The sequence below is a fragment of the Pseudorhodoferax sp. LjRoot39 genome, assembly GCF_964253035.1.
Taxonomy (GTDB): Bacteria; Pseudomonadota; Gammaproteobacteria; order Burkholderiales; family Burkholderiaceae_C; genus Pseudorhodoferax.
Genome location: NZ_CAXUQL020000001.1, coordinates 3996420 through 4020614 on the forward strand (window position 1 = coordinate 3996420; position 24195 = coordinate 4020614).

Consider the following 24195-nt stretch of genomic DNA (forward strand, 5'->3'; position numbering starts at 1 on the left):
ACGGCGCACAGATGTCTATGGAATTCGGGCGATTCGGAGGCGGTAGGCATGACTTTGGAAGAGAACTCTGCCGCGTCGGCGACGACCGAGGGCGCGATGCCCCCCGACGCGCCCTGCGACTTGGTGATGAAGGGCGGCATCACCAGTGGCGTCATCTATCCGCGCCTGATTTCCACACTGGCGGCGCGCTACCGCTTTGCCAACATCGGCGGTACGTCTGCCGGGGCCATCGCTGCCGGCGCGTGCGCCGCTGCCGAGTACCGCCGCAGGCATGGGGGCGGACAGGCCGGATTCGACCAGCTCGACGCCCTGCCTGACCTGTTGAGCAAGAAGACGGGCGACAGCGGGCGGTCCAAGCTGTTCAGGCTGTTCCAGCCCACGCTGGTCTTGCGCAGGCACTTCGAGGTCCTGGTGGCGATGCTGAACAAGCCGCCCCGGGCAGCCTTCGAAGGCGCGGTCAGAAGCGTGCTGAGCATGTATCCACTGTGGCTGGTGCCCGGCTGGCTCCTGGCGAGCCTGTTGCTGACGCCGCTGGTTCACGGTGCCGTCGCCGGGTTGACAGGCACTCGGGCATGGGCGCTCGCGGCCATCGCGCTGGCCGTGGTGACAGGCGTCGCGGCCATGGTCGGCAAAGTCGCCCGCAGCGGCATTGCCACCGTGGCACTGCTGGTACCGGCCACAGCCGGCCTGTTGGCGGCGCTGGCCAATTGGATGCAGCCAGGCTTGTGGGGCTGGCGTCTGATGGGCATCGGCGTGGCCTTCGTCGTGCTCGCCGCACTTCTCCTGGCCTTGCTGGCGCTCATCGTGATGCTGCGCTTCTCCGTATCGCTGCTGCGCGGCCTGCATGCCAACGGCTATGGGGTCTGCAGCGGGCGCACAACGACCGGCAGTGCGGCGGCCGAGGAAGGCCTGACGGACTGGCTTGCCGGCTATCTGAACGACCTGGCGGGTTTGCCGCAGAAGGGCAGGCCGCTGCAGTTCCGCGACCTGTGGGGCACGCCGGACGCCAAGGCTGCACGGGACGTCCATCTGGAAGTGATGACCAGCGCGGTCAGCCAGAAGATGATCTACAGCATTCCGTTTCGCGAAGGCACACCTCGCTTCTACTACGACCCCGATGCCTGGGCGATGCTGTTTCCCGAGGCCGTCATGCAGTGCCTGACGGCGGCGGCGGGCCAGGGCGACGCCGATGACGATCTTCCGGGAGGCACGACGGTCGTGGATGCGCAGGGCAAACCGCTGCGACCATTGCCGCGCAGCGCCGACCTGCCGGTGGTGGTCGCCGTCCGCATGAGCCTGAGCTTCCCCGTGCTGCTGTCGGCGGTGCCACTGTTCAGCATCGACTGGAGCCGCGCGGAAAACCAGGCCGGGAGGGCCGCGCAGCGCCATGCCGCTGCGGGTGGTGCCAAGCCGGCGAGCCAGTACGTGGCAACGAAGATCTGGTTCTCGGACGGTGGCATCGGCAGCAACATGCCGCTGCACATGTTCGACGCCTTGCTGCCGGACCATCCGACCTTCGCCGTGAACCTGAAGGACGAGCATCCGGACTTCCCGATCCGGGAGCCCGAAGATGCGGGCAATGGCGCAGGCCGGATCTATCTTCCGGAGAACAACCGGGGTGGTAGCCTGCGCCACTTCGCCGCGCCGGCCGACAGCACCGCGCTTGGCGGGCTGGCTGGGTTTTTGTGGAGCATCGTCAACACGATGCAGAACTGGCGCGACGAGATCATGTTTCCCTATCCCGGTTTCCGCGACCGCATCGTCCAGATCAGCCAACGGCCGGCCGAAGGGGGGCTGAACCTGGACATGCCCAAGCCGAGCATCGACGCCCTGTCGCAGGCCGGCGCCATGGCTGCGCAGCGCCTGATCGACCGCTTCCATCCCGCTGGCGCTCAGCAGGGTAAGGGTTGGCGCAACCACCAGGTGCTGCGCATGGGGACGTTCCTGGGCGTGATGCAGCCGGCCAGCGCTGCTCTGCACGCATCGCTGGACGCCGGCACGTGGCAAGAGCATGTGCGTGACATCGGCTACGACAGCAAGGCGCAGCAGCAGTTGGCGCTCGACTTCCTGGAGGCGCTGAGGCAACTCGGCGCCAGCAGCGGCGACAACCCGCTGTCGCTCGAAAGCGGTGCACTGAAGCCACTGGCGCAGATGCGCATCTCGCCCAGGATCTGAAAACCATGCCGCCCGATCCCGGTCCGTCCATACCCATCGAGCCGGCGTTGGCCAGCGCTGCCGCTGTCTGGGCCGCGCTGGTCGCCCGGGCCGGCGTCGAAGAGCGTCTCAAGAACCGGGTCGGGCGCGACTACGAACTTGCAGACGCGGTGCGCGACGCGCTGGCCGAACGCCTGCAGGTGCCGCTACACGGTCGCGCGCTGACGGAAGTGCTGGGCTCGGGGTCACCGGAGGTCTCGGTCGAGCTGCTTCTGCGCTGCACACTGACGGCGATCCAGCCCTTCGCCGCGATGATGCGGGAGGTGTTGCAGACCCTGGTCCGTGCCGACGCCGGCGCATCGGGTGACGCGCTGCGGATCCGCTTCGATTTCAGTCCGCCGTCCGACCCTCTGACGCAGACGCTCGCGCAGTTCCGGCAGGCCGTGCAGCTGACGCGCCGCGCACTGGGCCAGGTCGAGATCCAGGTGCCGCCAGCCGACCTGGTGTGGGCGATCAGCCGGCAATTGCTGGATGTCGTACCCGACGGCTGGCGCGAAGGCGAGGGCCCATGGGGCAGCACCGAACCAGCACTGCCGTTGGCGCCCAGCGGCTTTCCTCCACTGGACACCCTGCTGTCGGCGCTGGTGGACATGGTCAACGCGATCCGCCGCTGGTTGCGCGACATCGATACCGGTGGAGACCGTGACTTGATCCGCCGCACGCTCGAGCAGGCGGCCATGTCGCAGCCCGGTGCGCCGGCTGAGGCGCGCCTGCAACTCGGCCGGGCCTGCCACGATGTTGTTGACCAGACGGTGCTGGCGGCTGCCGGTGCAGTGGTGCGGGCGGTGCAGCAGCAGCGCGTTGATCCGGCTGCGATCATCCAGCGGCTGCAACCGCTGGTGGCCCGGATCCCGCGCCAGCAAGGCTGGATCGACGAGACCTACCGCTTGCTGCTGGATGTCCTGAACCTGCCGGTCTGGAACAAGCGCAGCGAGCTGTACGCGGTGTGGATAGGTTGCCGCCTGCTCGCTGCCATCGACAGCGGCAACCCGGCCGTGCAACTGCATGCACCCGACGGCATCCTGTCCTTCGCATTCGGCGGTGCCAAGCTGGCCAGCTACAACCGGGGGGCCAAGCGCCACGATGTGTGGGCAGAACTGCGAACGCCGCTGGAGCATGGCAGCAACTTCAGAATCCGCAGCGAAGCGATCCAGCCTGATTACCGGGTGGTCGACGCCGAGGCATGGAACCAGAACGACGGCAGCGTGCTAGTCCTGGAGTGCAAACACTACCTCGACCCCAAGCCCGCCAACTTCGTCGGCGCCGCTGACGACTACGCGCGCAACTGCCGTGGTGCGCGGGTGCTGCTGGTCAACCATGGCCGCCTCGACGAGGCCGATCTGCTGTCCAGGACTCCGGTCTCGTCGCGCGACCGCGTGCGCTATCTCGGCAACGTGCAGGCGTCCGGCCATGACGCACAGGTCGCGGCACTCGACAGTGAAATCCGTGCCGCGCTGTTCGACGAAGCGGCGCCACCAGCGGCCTCGGTGCTGGCCGCCAGCATCGAGATCAGCTGGCAGGCCCCGCTGGGCGATATCGACCTGGCCCTGGTCCACGTCGATCCCGACGGCCGCCGATGCGAGATCGGCTTTCGCAGCCCGGGCTCGGCGACGGCCGCACCGTTCGCGCACCTGCTGGCGGATGTGCGGCAGGGTCCGGGTGCCGAGACCATCGAAATCCACCGCTGGCTGCCTGGCCGCTACGAAATCTGGGCCAGCGACTACGGCCGCAGTGGACGCATGGCCCGGGGGGCCATCGCGTGCACCATTCAGCTGGGCAACCTCAGGCTCAAGGTGCACTACCCGGGCCCGGCAGATGGTTCGAACCACTGGCTGGTCGCCACCGTCGACGGCGACAAACCCGAGCTCGAGATCCAGGGGCAGGCCTTCACGGAGCCGCCGCCTGGGATACCCTAGCGCGGGCCGAACTGAACAGGACACCATGTACATCAAGAGGTTGAAGATCGAGAACCTGCGCTCGCTGGCATCGGTCGAGTTGGAACTCAACACACCGTCGACACCGGGCCTGAAGCTGCCCAACGTGAATGTCATGCTGGGCGGCAATGGTCTGGGCAAGACCAGTGTGCTGCGCGCTGTCGCCCTGTCGACGTTGGGGCCGCTGCTCAGCGCTTCGTCGGGCTACGTACCGGACGCGCTGATCCGCCGGCCACCTGGTGTCCGAACGCAGCGCGCGATCGACAGGTTGCCACCAGCAACCATCGAGGGGGACATGGCGGTCGAACCGAACGAATTCGGCAAGCTCAAGCTGCCAGCCGAGTTGCGCTTGATCACGCACGTCGAGGCCCTGGGTACCACCCAGCGGCTGCGTTGGCAATGCGTCCCCGAAAAGGCTGCCAAGACGGTCGAGTTGGCCCAGTTCGACGAGCGAGCGACAGCATTCTTCGTTGTCGGCTATGGTGCAACGCGCCGCGTGGAGGCCTCGACGCGGGTCGACGAGAGCGCGCGCGCCAAGTCGCGGCTGCGCCGCTATGAACGTGTCTCCAGCCTGTTCGAGGACCACATCGGCCTGATGCCGCTGTCGTACTGGCTGCCAGGCTATGCCACCCACAACAAGGGCCGGTACAGCCAGGTGGTCCGCCTGATGAACGACCTGCTGCCGCTGTCCTGCCGCATGGAAGCCAACGCGACGAAGACCGCCGCCGGCACCGAGCACCTGTTTCGGATGAACGGCGTGACGGTGCCTTTCAGGGCACTGTCCGACGGCTACCGCGCCTACGTCGGCTGGATCGGCGACATGCTGTTCCATGTCTGCATGGGCGCCGGCACGGGTGTCAAGCTCGCAGACATGCGGGGTATCGTGCTGGTCGACGAGATCGATCTTCACCTGCATCCCGAGTGGCAGCGGGTGGTGGTCCCGACGCTGGCCAAGGCGCTGCCCGGGGTGCAGTTCATCGTGACCACCCACAGCCCGCTCGTGGTGGGCTCGCTGCAATCGCGCAACCTGTTCCTCCTGGCCGAGGAAGACGGGGCGACCGTGATCCGCCGACTGCCGGAGCGCGTGCATGGCAAGAGTGCCGAGCAGATCCTGTTGTCGCCTTACTTCGGCCTGGACAGCACGCGCGCACCCGATGTGTCGAACGCGCTGCAGATGCTGGCCGACCGCGCCAGTTCGGGCGATCGGACCGCACCCGCGAAGTACCTCGCCCTGCTATCTGGCGGCATGTCGGCAGACGACCTGGCGTCGATCACTGCACAGGCACCCGGTGCAGCGCGGCCCGCCAAGCGGGTGTCGGCCCGCAAGGCAACTGCAGTGAAGTCACGCACATGAGACGCTACCCTGTCGGCCGGCAGGAACTCATCGATTTGATCAACCAGGAAAGACCGACCTGGATCGACCGCGCGCGCGCACGCACCGATGCCTATGTGCAGAGTCGCGACTACACCGGCGGCAGTGAGTTCTGGGGCGAGATCAAGAAGGTCTACATCGATCTGCAGTTCGAGAAGTGCGCATACTGCGAGACCAAGCTGCAAGGCTTTCGCTTCGCCAGCAAAGTCCACGAAGTCGAGCACTTCAGGCCCAAGCAGAGCGTCAAGGTGTGGCCGAATTCAAGCATCGACCATCTCGCCAATTTCGTGCCGCCGTGCAGCACGGGAACGGCGTCGCCAGCAGGCTATTACGCGCTGTCCTACCATCCCTTCAACTACGCCATTGCCTGTACGCGCTGCAACTCCACGCTCAAGTCGAACTACTTCCCGGTTCGCGGTGCGCGCGACCCCGGCGGCGTTGATCCATCGCAGATGTCCGGCGAAGATGCGCTGCTTCTATACCCGATCTCGGACATCGACGACGACCCGACCGCACTGATCGCCTTCGACGGTGTTCTGGCGGTCCCGAAGCAGGCCAGCGGTCCAGCCTACGAGCGTGCAGTCGTCACGATCCGGTTCTTCCAGTTGAACCATGAGGATCTGACGACCCGACGTGCGTCGATCCTGGCGCCCTTGTGGCTGAACCTGGAAACGCTGGCCAGCAATCCGCCGGCCGAGATCGCGCAGCAGGTGCGTCGGGCGGTGGACCGTGCCTGCAGTCCTCGCAGCGAGTTCAGCGCGTGCATGAGCGCATTTCGCGCACGTTTCGAAGCCGACCCTGCAGGAGCCAGACAACTCGGCGAGATGGCCAATCTACTGGCCGACGGCTGAGCCCGGCGACCCGCACCGGCGCGCCTTCAATTGAACCGATCCAACTCCCCCACCACCCACGGATACACCTCCTTCGCCGCCGCGCGCCCCACGAACAGATCCATGTGCGCATACCCCTCGAACACCTGCCGCCGGTACAGCGCGGGGTCGTTGTACCGCCCCAGCCAGGCCTGGGTGCGCAGCGAGGTCTCGGGAAAGAACAGCTGGTTGTCGGCCCCCGCCATGAAGCTGACCGGCAGCGCGAGCCGCGGCGCGTTGGCGGGCGTCGCGTAGCGGTCCTTGCCGTCCGCGTCCACGGCCTTGCCGCGCTGCATGATCAGGCTCAACTGCTCGAAGGGGTGCAGCGAGACCGTGCCGAACATGCCGGCCAGCGCGGTGTGCGTGGCATGGTTGAGCTGGCTGTGCGTCCACGAAGGGCCGAACACCGCGAACACGCGGCGGCACAGCGGGTTCTTGCAGGCCTCGCCCTCGGGCACGGGCAGCTTGTAGGCCAGCGTGTCGATCGTGCGGTCCAGGTCGGTCGTGCCGGGCACGCTGTCGAATCGGCCCTGCAGCGGTGCATAGCCTTCCAGCAGACGGGCCAGGCCGATGTCGGCCTTGGCCGCGTTGAGCCAGTTGGTCACGGGGTGCAGCGTGAGCTGTGAGGCGATCAGCGAACGCACGCCGTCCATGCCGTCGAGCAAGGCCATCAAGAGGCTCATCGCGCCCACGCAGTGCGCCATGGCCTGCACCGAGGCGGCGCCCGTGGCTTCCCGGACCGTGCGCACGGCCGCCGGCCAGTCCTCGCGCACGATGTCGTCGATCGTGAACGGCGCGACCGGGCTGCCCGAATCGCTGCTGGCGCGGTAGTCGAACAGCCAGCAGTCGTAGCCGCGCGCGCACAGGGCTTCCACGAGGTTCTGGTCCACGGTGTCGGTGGCGAAGGAGCTTGCGCGCACCGAGAAGCCGGGCGCCAGCACCACCGGGCCGCGCGTGCCGCCGCGGTAGCGCGTGAGCCGGATCTGGAAACCGCGCGCCGGATCGCCCACCGGCACCTGCACCACCTCGGGCTGCGGCGCGCGCAGCATGCGGCGCGGCAGCAGCGGCGCGTCCTGCGCCGGGAAGTTGTTGAGGTCGGCCAGCAGGCCGCCGTAGGCGCGCATCAGCGTGGTGCCGAAGAAGCCCGCGAACTTGCCCAGGTAGACCTGCGAGATCGCGTCGCGCGCGCGCGGCACGGCGTTCTCGATCTGGCCGATCCAGTTGGCCGGCGGTTCCAGGCGGATGGTGGAGGCCTGCCAGGCCAGGTCTTCCAGGCCCAGCGTGAGCAGGCCCTGGGCCACCAGCGGCATGGTGGCCTCGTCCAGGTCGTAGACCCTGACCATCAGCGTGGTGGTGTCGGTCCAGGGCGAGGAGCCGGGCCGCTGGCGCAGCACCTTGTGGCCCTTGAAGCGCAGGCGGCTGCCGTTCTCGCGCTGCAGCACCATCTCGTAGCCCATGGTCCAGGTTTCCACCTGCTGCGGATCGACCGGGAACAGGTGGAACACGCCGCTCTGCACGGCCATGGGTGCGGGGCTCAGCGCCGGGCAGGTCACGGTGCCGCGGATCTGCGCCGGGTGCGTGGGGTCGTCGAGCAGGCGCGCCAGGTCGTCGGTGTGGATGGTCAGCGCGAAGGCCATGGACTGGCCGGCCGCGCGGCCCCAGGCGGCAGCCACGGCGTAGTCGCTGGCCAGGCGCTGGTCGCTGTCGCTGCGCGGGGTGACGGCCTGGGTGCTGATCCAGCCCGACATCGTCTCGGTGAATTCGAAGCTCGGCGACAGGCGCGAAGGGTCGTGCGCGATCAGTTCGGCCACGGCCTTCTTGGCGGCGTCGAGCAGGCCGTCCTCCACCACGTCGAGCGCGCGCTGCCACCAGTGGCGGTGCTTGCTCGGCGGCGGGGCCGGCGCGGGCAGGGGCGTGCGCGGGTTCAGTGTGGTGTCCACGCTCCAGCCGCGCGCATCGCACAGATGCTGCAGCGCGCGCTCGGCCAGCGCCGAGATGGTGAGCAGTGGGTTCACGCCCACGGCGCCGGGCAGGATGGCGCCGTCGCAGACGAACAGGCCCTCGTGCACGGCCGTGCCGGTGGCACCCGCGAACACGCGGCCCAGGTGGTCGACCACGCCGCGCGTGGCGTCGTCACCCATGCCGCAGCCGCCCAGTGGGTGCACGGTGATGAGCTTGTTGCCCAGCGGCTGGCTCCACAGCGGGTTGGCGACGAACTGGCCCGAGATGGCCTGGCTGGCGAGGTTGAGCCAGTCGTTGTCGCGCACGATGGCCGGGCTGCTGCCCGCGCCGGGCCAGTGGATGCGCAGCCGGTCGTTCTGCAGGCGCAGCTCGCCGGCCGACTCGTCCACGCTCATGACCAGATAGGTCTGCGTGCGCGCCACGGCGCCGGCATAGGCCGTGGCGGCCAGTTCGCCGGGGTGCTGCACGGCGTCGGCCATGGCCTGGGCGTCGAGCAGGCGCGCCTTGGCCTGGGCTGCGCCGAAGGTGAATTCGCCGCCGTTCAGCGCTTCGTTGAAGAACAGCGCGGGGGTCAGCAGCGTGGCCAGCGCGCCGGGGATCACGCCTTCCTCGATCACCAGGCCGTCGGCCAGCTCCGGCGTGGCGCGCATGTCGATCAAGCCGGCGATGCAGGGGCCGGGCAGTTGCTCCTTGGGCACGGGGTTGGTGCCTGCGCCCACGCCGTTGATGTTGCGGCGCTGGTCCTTGCCGTCCGGCGTGGCGGGTCGTGGGTCCCAATCGGTGTCGAAGCCCAGGGCCAGCACGTCGCCGTTGCCCGAGAAGCGCTGGCCCACACGGTCGGACAGGGCCAGGCCCTGCTCGCGCGAGCGCAGCAGGATCTCGGTGGAGCCGAGCGCACCGGCGCCCAGCAGCACGAGGTCGGCATAGACGCTGTCGGGCGCGGCCACGCCGGGCGCGGCATCGCGCAGCGCCACCGCCTCGAAGAACACGCGCCAGCCCTGGCCTTCGCGCGCCACGTGGCGCACGCGCGCGCCCGTGAAGATCTGCGCGCCGTGCGCGTGCGCGTCCGGCAGGTAGTTCATGCGCGTGGTGTTCTTGGCGCCCACGTTGCAGCCGCTGGTGCAGTCGCCGCACAGCGTGCAGGCCGGCTGCGGCACGCCGAAGGGGTTGGTCTGGTTCTCGAAGTTGACCGTGATGGGCGGGCGCGAGAAGGGCTTGCCCAGCACCTGGGCCGACTTGCGCAAGGCTTCCAGCTTGTTGAGGGAGGGAAAGTGCTCGGGATAGGGCGTGGGTGCGAGCACCTGGCGCGCGCGCTCCACGTAGGGCGCGAGCAGGGTCGGGTCGTCGCGGAAGGGCTGCGGCCAGGCTTCGGTGGCGAAGTGGCGCGGATCGACCTCCAGCGCCACGTTGGCGTTGATCAGCGAGGTGCCGCCCAGGCCGCAGCCGACCATGGCCAGCATGTCGTCGTTGAGGTGCAGGTTGTACAGGCCGTCGGCCGCGCCGAGCCGGCCGCGCGCGGTGTCGATCTGCATGTCGGCGCGCGCGCTGGCCAGGCCGTCGGGAAACTGGCCGGGCAGGATCTCGCGCCCGCGTTCGAGCACGCAGACGGATTGGCCGGCGCGCGCCAGGCGCGCGGCCGCCACGCCGGCGCCGTAGCCAGAGCCGACCACGACGGCGGTGTAGCGCGCGCCGATGGTGTGCAGCGGGCGGGCGATGGGTTGCAGGTTCACGCGGTCTCCAAAAAGTCTTGTTGTTGCAGGTGCTTCATGCCGCTTCGGCCGTGTCGAAGAAGTCGTCGAGCAACTGGCGCGCGCGCTGCTCCAGCGCTTCCTGCGCGCAGCCCGAGAACTGCTGCCAGGCGCCCGCGGTCTGCGCCAGTGCGTCGTCCAGGGCGGCCAGCATGGGGTTGGCCGCGTCGCTGAAATCACCCACGCCTGCCGCGCGCACGGGCGCCATGCGGCCGTTGACGGGGTCGTTGAACAGGCGCAGCGCGGCCATGTTCAGGTCGGTGTCCAGCAGCACCATGGAGGCGCCTTGCGTGGGCGTGAGCGTGGGCTGGTCCATGACCCAGCCGCCGGTGTTGAACACCGCCACGGGGCGCTCGAAGCCGGCCACGGGCAGGCTGTCCTCGAAGGGCTTGTGGGTGTGGCCGAACACGAAGCCCAGGTCCAGCTTCTCGGGGTGCAGAATGCCGCTGCGGCGCAGCTGGCGCCGGGTCGGGCCGCCGATGTACCAGGCCAGGTCGGCCGTGTCGGCGGCCGTCATGGTCTGGGCGTAGCTGGCGCGCTGCGACTGCGCCACCTGGCCCAGCGTGGCGTCCACCGCGCCCAGCACCAGCTGGTCCAGCGTGATGCCCTGCACCACCGCGGCGCGGCCGCTGGTCTCGAAGGTCTTGCCGATCCAGGCCACGAGCTTGGTGGCGAGCTTGCGCGAGAAGCTGTGCGAGGCACCGCCGTCGCGCATGATGTCGTACAGCCGCATGGCGGTGTGGCCGGTGGAGCCTGCGCTGCCCAGGTCGGACCACAGGAAGTCGACCCAGGCGCCGTTCTCGGCCTCCAGCTGCGCCACCGTCAGCGAATCGGCCGGCCGCGGTGTGCGGGCCAGGCCGGGCAGCTGGGCGTTGAGCGTGGAGACCATGCGGTACATCGGATCGACGTAGTGGCCGTGGTGCAGCACGCGGCAGCGCGTGGTGTCGGCATCGACGAGCGCGAGGTTGGGGTAGGCGATGTCGCAGCGCATGCCGTCCAGGCCGGGCACGCTGCGCAGCAGCCGGGTGAGCAGCGGCGAGGGCGGCAGTGGAGCGTCGGGCTGGTCGTACAGCGTGGTGTGCTGCAGCAGGTCGCGCGGGATGCGGCCGGCGTCCAGCGCGGCCTGGAACTGCTGGTCCTGGGCGGCACGCCACAGGTGGTGGTCGTGGTTGCCGGGCACGCACAGCACGCGCGGGGCGAACAGCGGCTGGCCGTCGGCATCCAGCAGCGCCGAGCGCGCGAACACGGCGAAGGATTGGGCCACGGCGCCCATGGGCGACAAGCCCATGTCCAACACGTCGCCGAGCAGGATCAGCGTGGGTCGCTCGGCACCGGGCGGCACCAGGCGCTGCAACAGCTGGCGCAGTGCGGCGCCGAAGGCGGAAAGCGTGTCGCTGCAGCGCGTGGGGTCGGGCTGGCCGCTGGCGTCGGTGCCGACGAGGCAGCTGTAGGCCGCACCCAGGTGGAGGTCGGAGAGGCAGAGGTAGCGCAGTGCGGTCATGGGTGTCGTTCTAGGCAAGCTGCGGGGCATAGCGCGGCACCGGGCGCGGCGCGCGCGCGGCGTCGGCGGAGGGCAGGTGGGCGCTGATGTGGTGGCGCGGCGGCAGCACGTCCAGGTGGCGCGCGAAGAAGCTGGCCACGCGGATCTCGTAGGCCAGCGGCAGCGCGCGGTAGGAGCCGCTGTGGCCCTCGCTGTCGGTGCGCCAGCATTCTCCGCCACAGGCCGTGGCCAGCGCGTGGGCGTCGGTGGCGGGCACGAAGCGGTCGCCCTGGCTGTGGATCACGAGCACCGGCCGGCCGCGCAGCCGCGGCATGCACGACAGCGGCTGCACGCGGCGAACGTCCACGCCCAGCAGCAGCCGGGCGGCCGCCAGCGTGCCGGGCAGGAACCAGTCCGGCGCCCGCGACAGGCGCGAGAACTGGCGGCCCAGCATCTGCTCGAAGCTGGCGAAGGCGCTGTCCAGCACCAGCGCGCCGATGGCCGGCTCGTCGACGGCGGCCAGGGCCGCGGTGCCGGCGCCCAGCGACACACCCAGCACGCCGATGCGGCCCGGCGCATAGCCGCGCGCCAGCAGGAAGTCCACCGCGCCGAGCACGTCGTGCCGTTCGTGCCAGCCGTAGCTCAGCCGCGCCGGGCTGCTGCCGCCGTGGCCGCGCAGGTCGATCAGCAGCACCGACATGCCGACATCGCGCAGCCGTTCCGCCAGCGCCAGCGAGGGCGCCTTGCCCTGCTCGCCGCGGCAGGCGTCCTTGCCGTGCACGAGGATCACGGCGCCCTGGCGCGGCGCGGCCGGCAGGTACCAGGCGTCGATCCGGGCGCGGCCGTCGCGCGCGGCGAACTGCACGGCGTGTTCCTTCAGCTGGGGGTGGCTCTGGTGCGGCGAGCGGCGCCCCGGGCGCACGCGGGTGAAGCGGTGGGCGATGCAGGCACAGGCCAGCGCATAGGCCAGGCCCAGCAGCGCGAACAGTGCGAGGGTGGCCAGGGGAGGGGCGAAGTCGGAGAGGTTCAAGGCGCGGCGCTCCGGTGAAAACGGGCAGGCCGCTACTGTCGGGAAAACCCGCGCGAAAGTCCTGAAACGCGCCTGAAAACTGCCTGAAAGTTCGGTGTCAACAGCGGCTGCGCCCGCCGGCGCCGCCTGCCGCGGCGCCGGCTTGCGGCTCACCCGATGTGGGCGATGGCCGTGCCGGCCTCCAGGTAGCGCGCGGCGGCGGCCTGCAATGTGATGCGCCCGGCCCGGTGCGCGACGATCTGCATTTCCATCTTCATGGCCTCCATGACGGCGATCGGCTGGCCTTCGGCCACGGTGTCGCCGTCCTGCACTTTCCAGGCCTGCAGCGTGCCGGACACCGGGGCGGACACGGCTTGCGCCGACGTGGCGGGGGCGGCCGGCAGCGCTTGCGGGCCGGCTGTGGCGCCGGCCAGGCCGCTCAGCAGTGCCGGCGGCAGCGCGATGGCGACACGCCGGCCGTCGATCTCGATGGCCATGCGCTGCAGCGCGGTGGGCTCCGGTGGCGCCGGCCGTGCGTCGGGCGCGAGGTCGGGCACCCAGTCGGTCTCGATCCAGCGCGTGTGCACGCGGAAGTCCTCGCCGGCAAAGTCCTCGTGCGCCAGCACGGCTTCGTGGAACGGCAGCACCGAGGCCACGCCCTCGATGCGGAACTCGCGCAGCGCGCGGCGCGCCCGGGCGATGGCCTGGGCGCGGGTGGCGCCCGTCACGACGAGCTTGGCCATCAGCGAGTCGAAGCTGCCGTGCACCAGCGAGCCCGTCTGCACGCCGGTGTCCAGCCGCACGCCGGGGCCGCCCGGGGCCTCGAAGCGCGTGATGCGGCCCGGGTGCGGCACGAAGCCGCGGGCCACATCCTCGGCGTTGATGCGCAGCTCGATGGCATGGCCGCGCGGCGCCGGCGTGGCCGTGAGCGACAGCGGCAGGCCGTCGGCCACGCGCAACTGCTCCACCACGAGGTCCAGGCCGCAGGTCTCCTCGGTCACCGGGTGCTCGACCTGCAGCCGCGTGTTGACTTCCAGGAAGGAGATGGCGCCACCGGCGCTGAGCAGGAACTCCACCGTGCCCGCGCCCACGTAGCCCGCATGGGCGCAGATGGCGCGCGCTGCGTCGTGGATGCGCGTGCGCTGCGCGTCGCTGAGGAAGGGCGCGGGCGCTTCTTCCACCAGCTTCTGGTTGCGCCGCTGCAGCGAGCAGTCGCGCGTGCCCAGCACCACCACCCGGCCATGGGTGTCGGCGATCACCTGTGCCTCGATGTGGCGCGGCCGGTCGAGGAACTCCTCGACGAAGCACTCGCCGCGGCCGAAGGCGGTCACGGCCTCGCGCACGGCCGATCCGTACAGATCGGCCACCTCGTCCATGTGCCAGGCGATCTTCATGCCACGGCCGCCGCCGCCGAACGCGGCCTTGATGATGATGGGCATGCCATGCTGCTCGGCAAAGGCCAGCACCTCGGCCACGTCCTGGACCGGCCCCGGGGTACCCGCCACCAGCGGCGCGCCGACTGCTCGTGCGATGGTGCGGGCCTGCACCTTGTCGCCCAGCGCATCGATCACGGCCGGTGGCGGGCCGATCCAGATCAACCCTGTGTCGATCACGGCGCGCGCGAAGGCCGCGTTCTCGGACAGGAAGCCGTAGCCCGGGTGCACGGCGTCGGCGCCGCTGCGGCGCGCCACATCGAGCAGCTTGGCGATGTGCAGGTAGGTGTCGGCGGGGCGGTCGCCACCCAGGCCCCAGGCCTCGTCGGCGCGCTGCACGTGCAGGGCGTCGGCATCGGCGTCGGCGTAGACGGCCACGCTGCGCACGCCGTAGTCGGCGCAGGCGCGGGCGATGCGCACGGCGATCTCGCCGCGGTTGGCGATCAGGACTTTCTTCATCATGGTGGAACCAGGAATGGGATCAGGCACCCGCCTCGACAGGGTCGAAGGCGGAGACCGGGTTGAAGCGCACGCGGGCATGGACGGGGATCTGGCCCGCGCGGTCGAGGTGGTGGGTGGCCACGGTGGCGATCACCGGGTAGCCGCCCGTGAGCGGGTGGTCGGCCATGAACAGCACGGGGTGGCCGCTGGGCGGCACCTGCAGCGCGCCCAGGGCCGTGCCCTCGCTGGGCAGTTCGCCGTCCACGGCGCGCAGCAGCGGCGCAGCGCCTTCCAGCCGCAGGCCGACGCGGTTGGACTGCGGCGTGACCCGCCATTCCTGCGAGAACAAGCGCGCCACGCCCTCGGGCGTGAACCAGTCGGTGCGCGGGCCCATGACCACGTCCAGCACCACGGTCTCGTCCACGCAGGGCAGGGGCGGCGGCGGTTCGGCCGGCGCGCCCACGATGGTGGCGCCGCGGGGGGGGCGCACGGGCAGCCGGTCGCCTGCGGCCAGCGGCGCGGGGCCGATGAAGGCCAGCGTGTCGGTCGAGCGGCTGCCCAGCACGGGCGCGACATCGAAGCCGCCGCGCACGGACAGGTAGGCGCGCACGCCGTGGCGCGGCGCACCCAGCTGCAGCCGGTCGCCCGGGCCCAGGGCCAGCGGCGCGTGGCTTGGGACGGGCCATTGGCTCCCGTCCGGCGCGTGCAGCGTGGCGGGCACGTCGGCGCCCGTGATGGCCACCACCAGGTCGCCCTGGCTCTCGACCTCGAAGCCACCGTAGGCCACGAGTTCGATGCAGGCCTCGCCGCTGTCGTTTCCCACCAGCCGGTTCGCCGTGCGCAGCGCGCCCTGGTCCATGGCGCCGCTGGCCGACACGCCCTGCGCCACCTGGCCGCTGCGGCCCTGGTCCTGCAGCAAGGCCTGCAGGCCGGGCCGGCGCAGCAGCAGGGCGTTGCCGCTGGCGGCAGGCAGCGGTTCAGGCGCCGGCGCGGTGGCGGGTGCGGGCGCCGCGAACACGCGCGCGCCCTGTTCGACGAAGCGCACCTGGAAGCCCGGCTGCAGCAGCGCCGGCACCGGGCGCGCCAGGTCCCACATCGGCAGGTCGGTGGTGCCGATGATCTGCCAGCCACCGGGGCTGGCCTTGGGGTAGACGCCGCTGAAGGCGCCGCCCAGCGCCACCGAGCCCTGTGGCACCTTGGTGCGCGGCGAGCTGCGGCGCGGCACCTTGAACACCGGGTCGCCGCCGGCCAGGTAGGCGAAGCCCGGCGCGAAGCCGCAGAAGGCCACGTTGAAAAGGCTGCCGGTGTGGCGCTGCACCACTTCGCGGCGCGTGAGGCCCAGCAGCCGGGCCACGTCGTCCAGGTCCTCGCCGTCGTAGCGCACGGGCACTTCGACGAGCGTGGTGTCGCGCGCGACGCGCCGGCCCAGGTCCAGCGCGGCGATGTGGCGTTGCAGCGCCGCGCGCGTGACCACCGACGGACGGAAGTTCACGAGCAGCGTGCGCGCCGCGGGCACGAGTTCGACGATGCCGGGCAGCGGCTGGGCCTGCAGCGCGTGCAGCAGCGCCAGCGTCTGCTCCAGGTCGGCCAGTTCGACCAGCAGCACATTGAAGTTGACGGGAAGAAAACGCAAGACGGTCTCCGGTTCCAAAGCTCAGGCGAACGGCGCCAGCGCCACGCCCGCGCCTTCCAGCACATGGCGCAGCTGCGCGGCCATGGCCAGTGCGCCGGGGCTGTCGCCGTGCACGCAGATGGAGTCGGCGCGCACCTGGGCCAGGCTGCCGTCGGCGGTCTCGACCACACCCTCCTGCACCAGCCGCTGCATGCGCTGCGCCACGCGCACCGGGTCGTGCAGCACGGCGCCCGGCGTGCCGCGTGGCAGCAGCGTGCCGTCGGGCGCGTAGCCGCGGTCGGCGAAAGCTTCGGCCACCACGCGCAGGCCGGCGTCGGCAGCCCAGCGCTCCAGGGGCGCGCCGGCCAGCACGACCAGCGGCAGGCTGGCGTCGACGGCGCGGATGGCGGCGATCACGTCCTTCGCCTGGCGCGCGTCGTGTGCGATGGTGTTGTAGAGCGCGCCGTGCGGCTTGACGTAGCGCACTTTGGTGCCGGCCACGCGCGCCAGCGCCTGCAGCGCGCCGATCTGGTAGACCAGGCCGGCCACCAGGTCGGCGCTGGCGATGTCCATGGCGCGCCGGCCGAAGCCGACCAGGTCGGGGTAGGCCACGTGCGCGCCGACGGCGATGCCGCGCTCGGCCGCGGCCTTGAGCGTGGCCAGGATGCCGGCCGGGTCGCCGGCGTGGAAGCCACAGGCCACGTTGGCGCTGGTGACGATGCCGAGCATGGCGGCGTCGTCGCCCATGCGCCACACGCCCAGGCTTTCGCCCAGGTCGCTGTTGAGGTCGATCTTCATGGGGGTCCGTTCTCGTGGGGCGGATCTCAGAGGGCCGCCAGTTCGCTGTTGCGTACGTCGGCCACCAGCATGTAGCCCGGCTTGTGGGTGATCGCCAGCGGCGGGCGCGCCACGCGGATGGCCTGCTGCGGCGTGACGCCGCAGGCCCAGAACACCGGCAGCTCGCCCGGGCGGATCTCCACCGGCATGCCGTAGTCCGGACTGTCGATGTCGGCGATGCCGATGGCGGCCGGATCGCCGAAGTGCACGGGCGCGCCGTGCACCGCCGGGAAGCGCGAGGTCACCTGGATCGCGCGGATGGCCTGCGCCGTGCTCATGGGCCGCATGCTGACCACCATGTTGCCGCCGAAGCGGCCGGCCGGCCGGTTGGCGATGCTGGTGTTGTACATGGGCACGGGGTGGTCGTTCTCGATGTGGCGCACCGGCACGCGGGCGTCCAGCAGCGCTGCCTCGAACGACAGCGAGCAGCCCAGCACGAAGCCGACCAGGTCGTCGCGCCAGAGCGCGTGCAGGTCGGCGATCTCTTCGACGAGTTCGCCGTCGCGGAACACGCAGTAGGCTGGCACGTCGCTGCGCAGGTCGATGTCCTCGCCAAGCTCGGGCACGTCGGGCGCGCCGGGCTCGGTCATGCCGATGACCGGGCAGGCCTTGGGGTTGAGCCGGCAAAAGCGCAGGAACTCGTCGGCGTGGTCGCGCGGCAGGATGGCCAGGTTGCCCTGGGCATGGCCGGGCGCCTGGCCGGCGGTGTGGTGGCGGAAGTCGCGCCGGCGGATGGCCTGGCGCAAGGCGCCAGGCTGCTGCCAGATGTGGGGTGTCGTCATGGTGTGGTTCTCACATGCCCAGGTACATGCGGCGTACCTCGGGGTTGCTGCTGATGTCCTGCGCCGTGCCGCTGAGCATGACCCGGCCGGTCTGCAGCACGTAGGCGCGGTCGGCGATCTCCAGGCTCTCGACCAGGCGCTGCTCGACCAGCAGCACCGTCACGCCGGTGGCGCGGATGGTCTTCACGGCCTCGAAGATCTCGTCGACGAGCTTGGGCATGATGCCCTGCGAGGGCTCGTCCAGCATGAGCAGGCGCGGGCGCGTCATGAGCGCCCGGCCGATGGCCAGCATCTGCTGCTCGCCGCCCGACAGTGTCTCGGCGCGCTGGGGCAGCCGCTCCTTGAGCCGCGGGAACAGGCTGAACACCTGCTCCAGCGGCCCTTCGCGGTCGGCGCGCTTGCGGAACAGGTAGCTGCCCAGGCGCAGGTTGTCGGCCACCGACAGGCGCGGGAACAACCGCCGGTTCTCGGGCACGTAGGCCAGGCCGCAGGTCGGGATGCGGTGCGGCGGCAGCGCGTCGAGCGCCTGGCCGTCGAAGCGCACCGCGCCCGCCTGCGGCTTCTCCATGCCGGCGATGGACTTGAGCAGCGTGGACTTGCCGGCGCCGTTGGCGCCCGCGACGACCACGATCTCGCCTTCGCCCACGGTCATGGAGATGTCGGAGATGGCGATCAGGCCGTTGTAGGCCGTCGTGAGGTTGGACACTTCAAGCAGCACGGTGGCGGTCTCCGAGGTAGGCCGAGATCACGGCCGGGTCGCGCACCACGTCCTGCGGTGCGCCTTGGCTGAGCACGCGGCCCAGGTTCAGCACCACGGCACGGTCCACCAGCGGCATGACGATCTCCATCACGTGCTCGACCATGATGACGGTGATGCCGCGGTCGCGGATGCGCCGGATCAGCTCCACGCCCTTGCGGGCTTCGCTCGGCGTGAGGCCGGTCATGACCTCGTCGAGCAGCAGCAGCCGGGGCTGCGTGGCCAGCGCACGCGCCACCTCCAGGCGGCGCCGTTCGGGCGGCGTCAGCTCGCCGGCCAGCACCATGGCGCGGTGCGCCAGGCCGCAGAACTCCAGCACCTCGAGCGCGGCTTCGCGTGCCGCACCGGCCCGCGGATGGCGCGCGAAGCTGCCCACCATCACGTTGTCCAGCACGCTCATGCTGTCGAACGAGCGCGGCACCTGGTAGGTGCGCGCGATGCCCAGTGCGCAGCGGCTCGGCGCGTCCAGCGCGGTGACGTCGCGGCCCTCGAACACCACCTGGCCCTGGGTCGGCTTGCGCGCCCCGGCGATGATGGCGAACAGCGTGGACTTGCCGGCGCCGTTGGGGCCGATCAGGCCGAGGATCTCGCCGCGCGGCACGTCGAAGCCGACCTCGGCATTGGCCACCAGGCCGCCGAAGCGCTGCCAGATGTCGGTGAGCTGCAGGATGGGACGGTCCTGGCCGAGGTCGCGCGCCGTGCGTGCGTCGGTGGCGGGGATCATGCGGCACCTCCCTTGGCACGCCGACGGCGGAACAGGCCGACCAGGCCCTCGGGCTTGAGCACCGAGACCAGCATCACCAGCGCGCCGTAGATGATGAGGTCGATGCCGGTGCCCGAGCCGCCCAGGTAGCTGCGCGTGACCTCGGTCAGCGGGATCAGGATGACCGCGCCCAGCAGCGGACCCCACAGCGTGCCCAGGCCGCCCAGCACCACGGGCAGCACCATCAGCAGCGAGAAGCGGAAGTGCATCACGCTGTCGGGGTCGATGTAGGCGACGAAGGCGGCGTAGAAGCTGCCGCCCACGGCCGTCAGGCTGGCCGACAGCGCGGCCGCCGCCATCTTGGAGCTGAACACCGTCACGCCCAGGCTTTCGCTGGCTTCGGGGTTGTCCTTGACGGCGCGCCACCAGTAGCCCCAGCGCGAGCCCTCGACCTGGAAGCTGATGAACCAGGTCAGTGCGAACAAGGCGAGCACGAAGTAGAAGTACGGCGCCTTGTCGCGCGCGAACTGCAACGTGGCCCAGCTGTCCGGCCCCAGCGGCCACTGGATGCCCATGGCGGCGCCGACGTAGTCCCAGTTGTGCACCAGCAGCAGGCCGATCTCCGCGATCACCAGGGTGGCGATCGAGAAGTAGTGGCCCTTCAGCCGAAAGCACATCCAGCCCAGCAGCAAGGCCATGGCGGCGGCCAGCACCGCCCCCACGGCCATGCCGAACCAGGGCAGCACGCCGTAGTTCACGTACAGCACGCTGGTGGCATAGGCGCCGATGCCGAAGTACAGCGCATGGCCCAGCGAGATCTGGCCGCAGTAGCCGCCCAGGATGTTCCAGGCCTGGGCCAGCGCCGCGTAGAGCAGCGTGAGGATCAGCACGTTGCGCAGGTAGGCGTCGTGCACGAGTGCGGGCAACAGCGCGAGCACGGCCAGCACGGCGAGCACGCCCAGCACCTGGCGGCGGCGGTGCGCCTGATGGCTGGCGACCACGCCGGTGGCGGCCGTGGCCGGCACGGCCGCGGACGAAATGGAGGCGCTTCCCATCACAGCTTCCCGAACAGTCCGCTGGGGCGCAGCACGACCACCAGCAGGTACAAGACATACACGCCGACGGTCTTCATCGAAGCCGGCAGCACCAGCGTGGTCGTGGCCTCCACGAGGCCGACCACGACGCCACCCACCAGCGCGCCGAACACGCTGCCGAACCCACCCAGCGCCACCACCACGTAGGCGATGCCGCTGAAGGCGCCGCCCACCTGCGGGTGGATGTAGTAGAAGTTGGCCAGCATGGCGCCGGCCACGCCCACCAGTGCCAGCCCCAGGCCCCAGCCCAGTGCGAACACGCGGTTGCGGTCGATGCCCACCAGCGCCACGGCGCCCTGGTCCTCGCGCGTGGCTTCCAGCGCGCGGCCGAAGTCGGTGCGCGACATCAGCAGGTAGAGCCCGCCGAAGGCCAGCAGCGAGACCACGGCCCCGGCGATCTGCGGCAGCGGCAGGAACACGCCGCCCAGCTCGATGGTCTTGTTGGCCAGCCAGCTGTTCGACACCTGGCGGTAGTCCGGCGTCAGGAAGTACTGGGCCAGGCCCTGCATCAGCGTGCCCAGGCCGAAGGTGGAGAAGATCTGCACCATGCCCACGTTGGCCTTGGCGCGCATGGCATAGCGCACCAGCAGCAGGTAGACCAGCACGCCGGCCATGAACAGCGCGGCGCCGACGATGGGCACCGCCAGAACCGGGTCCAGGTGCATGCCGACGAAGAGTCCGAAGGTGATGTACATGCCCATCATCAGGAACTCGCCGTGCGCGAAGTTGACGACGTCCATCAGGCCGAAGATGAGCGACAGGCCTGCCGCGATCAGGGCGTACATGAGCCCGATCAGCAGGCCGCTCACCAGCACCTGCGCAATCGCTTGTGCATTCATGGGTCTGCGTCCTGCCTCAAGCGCTCATGGGCCAGACCGGCTGGGCCATGGCCACGGCGGTCGGGAACACGGTGGCGAAGTCCTTGGCCTTGAACTGCTGCAGCACCGGGCTGGCGAAGGTGTTCTGGCCGCTGGCGTCGAACTTGATGCGGGCCCAGGGCATGATGGTTTTCTCGCCCGGGATGTCGGTGGCGGCCAGCGCGGCGCGCAGGGCTTCGCCCTCGACCGAGCCGGCCCGCTGCAGCGCATCGGCCAGCACGATGGCGGCCATGAACTGGCGCGAACTCGCGTCGTTCAGGTCGCGCCCGGCGCGGGCCTTGAAGATGCTGTTGACGAAGGTGATGGAGGGGCGCTTGCCCGCCGTGTCCAGCGCGAAGCTGGCGCGCGTGAGCATGCCCTGCAGCTTGTCGCCCACCACGTCCAGCGCGGCCTTCTCGACGAAGCCGGCGGCCTGGGCCAGGATGTTGTGCGGCTTGAAGCCGAGCTGGGCCGCCGTGTTCATGAGCAGGATGACGTCGGTGGTGTAGCAGGACGGCATCAGCACGTCGGCGTTGGCGCTCTTGAGCTGCTGCACCTCGGCCGACAGCGAGGGCGAGTTGGCGCGGAACTTCACGTCGGCCACCACCTTGTAGCCACGCGCGGCGGCGAGCTTGCGCTGCACGGTGGAGGAGTCGGTGCCGAAGATGGTGTCCTCGTAGAACAGCGCCACGGTCTCCACCTTCTTGCCCTGCTGCTTCTGCAGGTCCATGAAGTCGAACATGGCCTCGGAGAACATCTCGTCGTGCGCGGCCGGCCGGAAGAAGAACTTCAGGTTGCGCCGGTGCAGGCTGGGCGAGGACGAGTCGGCGCAGACGAAGGGCACGCCATAGCGCTCGCAGGTGGCGCCCACGGTGGCGGCCACCGAGGAGTGGAAGCTGCCGATGATGGCGACGGCCTTTTCCTGCGTGATCAGGCGCTCGGCCTCGGAGCGGCCCTTCTGCGGATCGGCCTGGTGGTCGGCATAGACCACGCGCAGCTTGGCGCCGCCCAGGCTGGCGATGCCGCTGGCGGCGGCGCCGGGCAGGTCGACCTGGGTGGGGGCGTTGATGATCTGCAGCGCCGTTTCGATGGCGTGGCGGGCGTCCACGCCCACCTGCGCGTTGGGCCCGCTCATGGGGTAGACGGCGCCGACGACGATCTCGCCGCCGGCTGCATGCGCCTGCAAGGAGGCCAGCGACAGGGCCGAGATGCTGCTGATCTGGAGGAGGGCTTCTCTACGGTTCATGGATATTCCTTCGTGGAAATGGATGGATATTGCGCTGGGTCAATATCGCATGATCCATGCCAGCCGAATAATCCGGGAAGTCCATGAATTGGTGGTAATTTCTCGATTTTCTGGTGACGGTGCACCAAGAATGTGCTGCGCCGAAATGCCGCTTTTCCAATTTGGTGCGTGGCGCGCAGCGAATCAAATTTATCCATTAAAATCAATGGATTGTTTCGATTGATCAGCGCGAAGTGGAAGCACAAAAAGGCCGCGAATATGATTCGCAGCCTTTATTGATATGGTTTATTAATCCGATATTTAGCGCGGTGCTCAATACCCAAGTCCGACGCCGATTCGCACCGGAATTGAAATGCCGAAATATTATTTGGCGAAGAGGCGATCTATATTCGCGAAGGCCTTGACCTCGAGTGCGTTGCCGGCCGGGTCTAGAAAGAACATGGTGGCCTGCTCGCCGACCTCGCCCTTGAAACGGATGTAGGGCTTGATGACGAAATCGGTGCCAGCGGCCGCGAGCTTGTCGGCCATGGCCTGCCACTGTTCCATGGGCAGCACGATGCCGAAGTGGCGCACCGGCACGCCGTGGCCGTCGACCGCGTTGCGCTGGGCCAGGCCGCACTCGTCGGGCGCGAGGTGGGCCACGATCTGGTGGCCGTAGAAGTTGAAGTCGATCCAGTCCTCGGAGCTGCGGCCCTCGGGGCAGCCCAGCAGGTCGCCGTAGAAGCTGCGCGTCTTGGCCAGGTCGTCCACTGGGAACGCCAGGTGGAACGGGGACATCAGGGTGGGGTTGGTGGTGACGTCGATCATGGTGGAAGCAGGTTGGAAAACCGGTTGTGCGTGTCGGCCGATCCGCTCGGTCCCTGGGCTCGCCAACGATGGAACAGAGTCTAAAAACGCTGAAGCAAAAATAAAATCAATATTTATTTGTTCGATGCACAAATAAAATCTATGCATGCTGCGTGAACTCAAGACCTTCCTCGCCGTGGCCCAGGAGGGCACCTTCGCCGCCGCCGGCCAGAAGATCGGCCTGACCCAGGCCGCCGTCAGCGCCCAGATCCAGCGGCTCGAGGAGCACCTGGGCAGCGAGCTGTTCGACCGCAGCGGGCGCAACGCCAAGCTCAACGCGCAGGGCTTGCAGACGCTGCTGCAGGCGCAGGAGCTGCTGCGCCTGTTCGACGAGATGTCGGGCGGACGGCGCGCACCGGGTGCGCCCGGGCGGGTGGTGCTGGGGTCGATCGCTTCGTCCCAGACCACCGTGCTGCCCGGCGTGCTGGAGCGCTTCCACGCGCAGCATCCCGAGGTCCAGGTGCGCATCGTGCCCGGCGTGTCCTTCAACCTGCTGAACCAGGTCGATGCGGGTGAACTCGACCTGGCCATCATGATCCGGCCGGCCTTCGCGCTGCAGGCCGACCTGCGCTGGACGCCGCTGTCACAGGAGAGCTACTGGCTGCTGGCACCCGCTGCGCTGCCGGCCGATCTGGGGTGGCAGGCGCTGCTGGCCACGCAGCCCTTTATCCGCTACGAGCGCAGTTCCTTCGGGGGCCGTCTGGTCGACCGCTTTCTGCGCCAGGCCGGCATCGCCGTGCAGGAGCGCGTGGAGATCGACGAGCTCGGCGCCATGGCGCAGATGGTGGCGCGCGGCCTGGGCGTGGCACTGGTGCCGCGCGTCTTCGGCCAGGCGCAATGGCCGGACGGCGTGCGCGCGCTGGCCTTGGGCGCGCAGGGCTTCTTCCGGGAGATCGGCCTGCTGCAGCGCACCAGCCGGATGCCGCATCCGGCCGTGGCGGAGCTGGCCCATCTGGTTGTGCAGGCGCACACGGGTGCGACCGACGTGGGCTGACCCCC

At 69.8% G+C, this 24195-nt stretch carries 19 protein-coding genes; 6 read left to right on the forward strand and 13 right to left on the reverse strand.

Going from position 1 to position 24195, the window contains the following annotated elements; translation table 11 throughout:
• The first annotated feature begins 48 nt into the window (after positions 1–48).
• The 4 genes from ACSQ4M_RS18635 to ACSQ4M_RS18650 are packed head-to-tail and all read left to right on the forward strand — an operon-like array spanning position 49 to position 6371.
• Positions 49–2175 (forward strand): hypothetical protein, encoded by a 2127-nt coding sequence (locus ACSQ4M_RS18635; protein ID WP_436190914.1) that lies wholly within the window; start codon positions 49–51, stop codon positions 2173–2175.
• Between the two features lie 5 nt (positions 2176–2180).
• Positions 2181–4130, forward strand: a complete 1950-nt coding sequence (locus ACSQ4M_RS18640; protein ID WP_436190915.1) for a hypothetical protein — start codon at positions 2181–2183, stop codon at positions 4128–4130.
• Between the two features lie 25 nt (positions 4131–4155).
• Complete coding sequence (locus tag ACSQ4M_RS18645; protein ID WP_436190916.1) at positions 4156–5502, forward strand: AAA family ATPase; 1347 nt, start codon at positions 4156–4158, stop codon at positions 5500–5502.
• On the forward strand, positions 5499–6371 hold the full coding sequence (locus tag ACSQ4M_RS18650) for a hypothetical protein (RefSeq protein WP_436190917.1): 873 nt from the start codon (positions 5499–5501) through the stop codon (positions 6369–6371). Before ACSQ4M_RS18645 ends, ACSQ4M_RS18650 begins: the two co-directional genes overlap by 4 nt.
• A gap of 26 nt (positions 6372–6397) precedes the next feature.
• On the opposite strand, the gene ACSQ4M_RS18655 is transcribed toward ACSQ4M_RS18650, so the two are convergent.
• The 12 genes from ACSQ4M_RS18655 to ACSQ4M_RS18710 all read right to left on the reverse strand — a co-directional run bounded on the left by ACSQ4M_RS18655 (position 6398) and on the right by ACSQ4M_RS18710 (position 22350).
• Positions 6398–10081 (reverse strand): alpha/beta fold hydrolase, encoded by a 3684-nt coding sequence (locus ACSQ4M_RS18655; protein WP_436190918.1) that lies wholly within the window; start codon positions 10079–10081, stop codon positions 6398–6400.
• 34 nt (positions 10082–10115) lie between these two features.
• Positions 10116–11600: a metallophosphoesterase gene (locus ACSQ4M_RS18660; protein ID WP_436190919.1), complete on the reverse strand. Its 1485-nt coding sequence runs from the start codon at positions 11598–11600 to the stop codon at positions 10116–10118.
• Positions 11601–11610: 10 nt separating this feature from the next.
• Complete coding sequence (locus ACSQ4M_RS18665; RefSeq protein ID WP_436190920.1) at positions 11611–12609, reverse strand: alpha/beta hydrolase; 999 nt, start codon at positions 12607–12609, stop codon at positions 11611–11613.
• Between the two features lie 149 nt (positions 12610–12758).
• Complete coding sequence (locus tag ACSQ4M_RS18670; RefSeq protein WP_436194041.1) at positions 12759–14480, reverse strand: biotin carboxylase N-terminal domain-containing protein; 1722 nt, start codon at positions 14478–14480, stop codon at positions 12759–12761.
• Positions 14481–14502: 22 nt separating this feature from the next.
• A complete protein-coding gene (locus ACSQ4M_RS18675) occupies positions 14503–16095 on the reverse strand; it encodes a 5-oxoprolinase/urea amidolyase family protein (RefSeq protein WP_436190921.1) in 1593 nt (530 codons plus the stop codon).
• 21 nt (positions 16096–16116) lie between these two features.
• Positions 16117–16872: a LamB/YcsF family protein gene (locus tag ACSQ4M_RS18680; protein ID WP_436190922.1), complete on the reverse strand. Its 756-nt coding sequence runs from the start codon at positions 16870–16872 to the stop codon at positions 16117–16119.
• 26 nt (positions 16873–16898) lie between these two features.
• Entirely contained in the window at positions 16899–17693 is a 795-nt protein-coding gene (locus tag ACSQ4M_RS18685; RefSeq protein WP_436190923.1) for a putative hydro-lyase, read from the reverse strand.
• A gap of 10 nt (positions 17694–17703) precedes the next feature.
• On the reverse strand, positions 17704–18408 hold the full coding sequence (locus tag ACSQ4M_RS18690) for an ABC transporter ATP-binding protein (RefSeq protein WP_436194042.1): 705 nt from the start codon (positions 18406–18408) through the stop codon (positions 17704–17706).
• Positions 18401–19174, reverse strand: coding sequence for an ABC transporter ATP-binding protein (locus ACSQ4M_RS18695; protein ID WP_436190924.1), 774 nt, complete (start codon positions 19172–19174; stop codon positions 18401–18403). The genes ACSQ4M_RS18690 and ACSQ4M_RS18695 overlap by 8 nt, the downstream gene beginning before the upstream one ends.
• Positions 19171–20208, reverse strand: coding sequence for a branched-chain amino acid ABC transporter permease (locus tag ACSQ4M_RS18700; RefSeq protein ID WP_436190925.1), 1038 nt, complete (start codon positions 20206–20208; stop codon positions 19171–19173). Before ACSQ4M_RS18700 ends, ACSQ4M_RS18695 begins: the two co-directional genes overlap by 4 nt.
• Positions 20208–21086 carry a branched-chain amino acid ABC transporter permease gene (locus ACSQ4M_RS18705; protein WP_436190926.1) on the reverse strand — a complete coding sequence of 293 codons (879 nt, stop codon included), beginning with the start codon at positions 21084–21086 and terminating at the stop codon, positions 20208–20210. Before ACSQ4M_RS18705 ends, ACSQ4M_RS18700 begins: the two co-directional genes overlap by 1 nt.
• 16 nt (positions 21087–21102) lie before the next feature.
• Positions 21103–22350, reverse strand: a complete 1248-nt coding sequence (locus ACSQ4M_RS18710; protein ID WP_436190927.1) for an ABC transporter substrate-binding protein — start codon at positions 22348–22350, stop codon at positions 21103–21105.
• 22 nt (positions 22351–22372) lie between these two features.
• On the opposite strand from ACSQ4M_RS18710, the gene ACSQ4M_RS18715 reads away from it, so the two are divergent.
• Positions 22373–22573 (forward strand): hypothetical protein, encoded by a 201-nt coding sequence (locus tag ACSQ4M_RS18715; RefSeq protein ID WP_436190928.1) that lies wholly within the window; start codon positions 22373–22375, stop codon positions 22571–22573.
• A gap of 140 nt (positions 22574–22713) precedes the next feature.
• Here the strand turns inward: ACSQ4M_RS18715 and ACSQ4M_RS18720 are convergent, their stop codons facing one another.
• Positions 22714–23157, reverse strand: coding sequence for a VOC family protein (locus tag ACSQ4M_RS18720; RefSeq protein ID WP_436190929.1), 444 nt, complete (start codon positions 23155–23157; stop codon positions 22714–22716).
• Between the two features lie 145 nt (positions 23158–23302).
• Between ACSQ4M_RS18720 and ACSQ4M_RS18725 the strand changes: the two genes are divergently transcribed.
• Entirely contained in the window at positions 23303–24190 is an 888-nt protein-coding gene (locus tag ACSQ4M_RS18725) for a LysR substrate-binding domain-containing protein (RefSeq protein WP_436190930.1), read from the forward strand.
• The last annotated feature ends 5 nt before the right edge of the window (positions 24191–24195 follow it).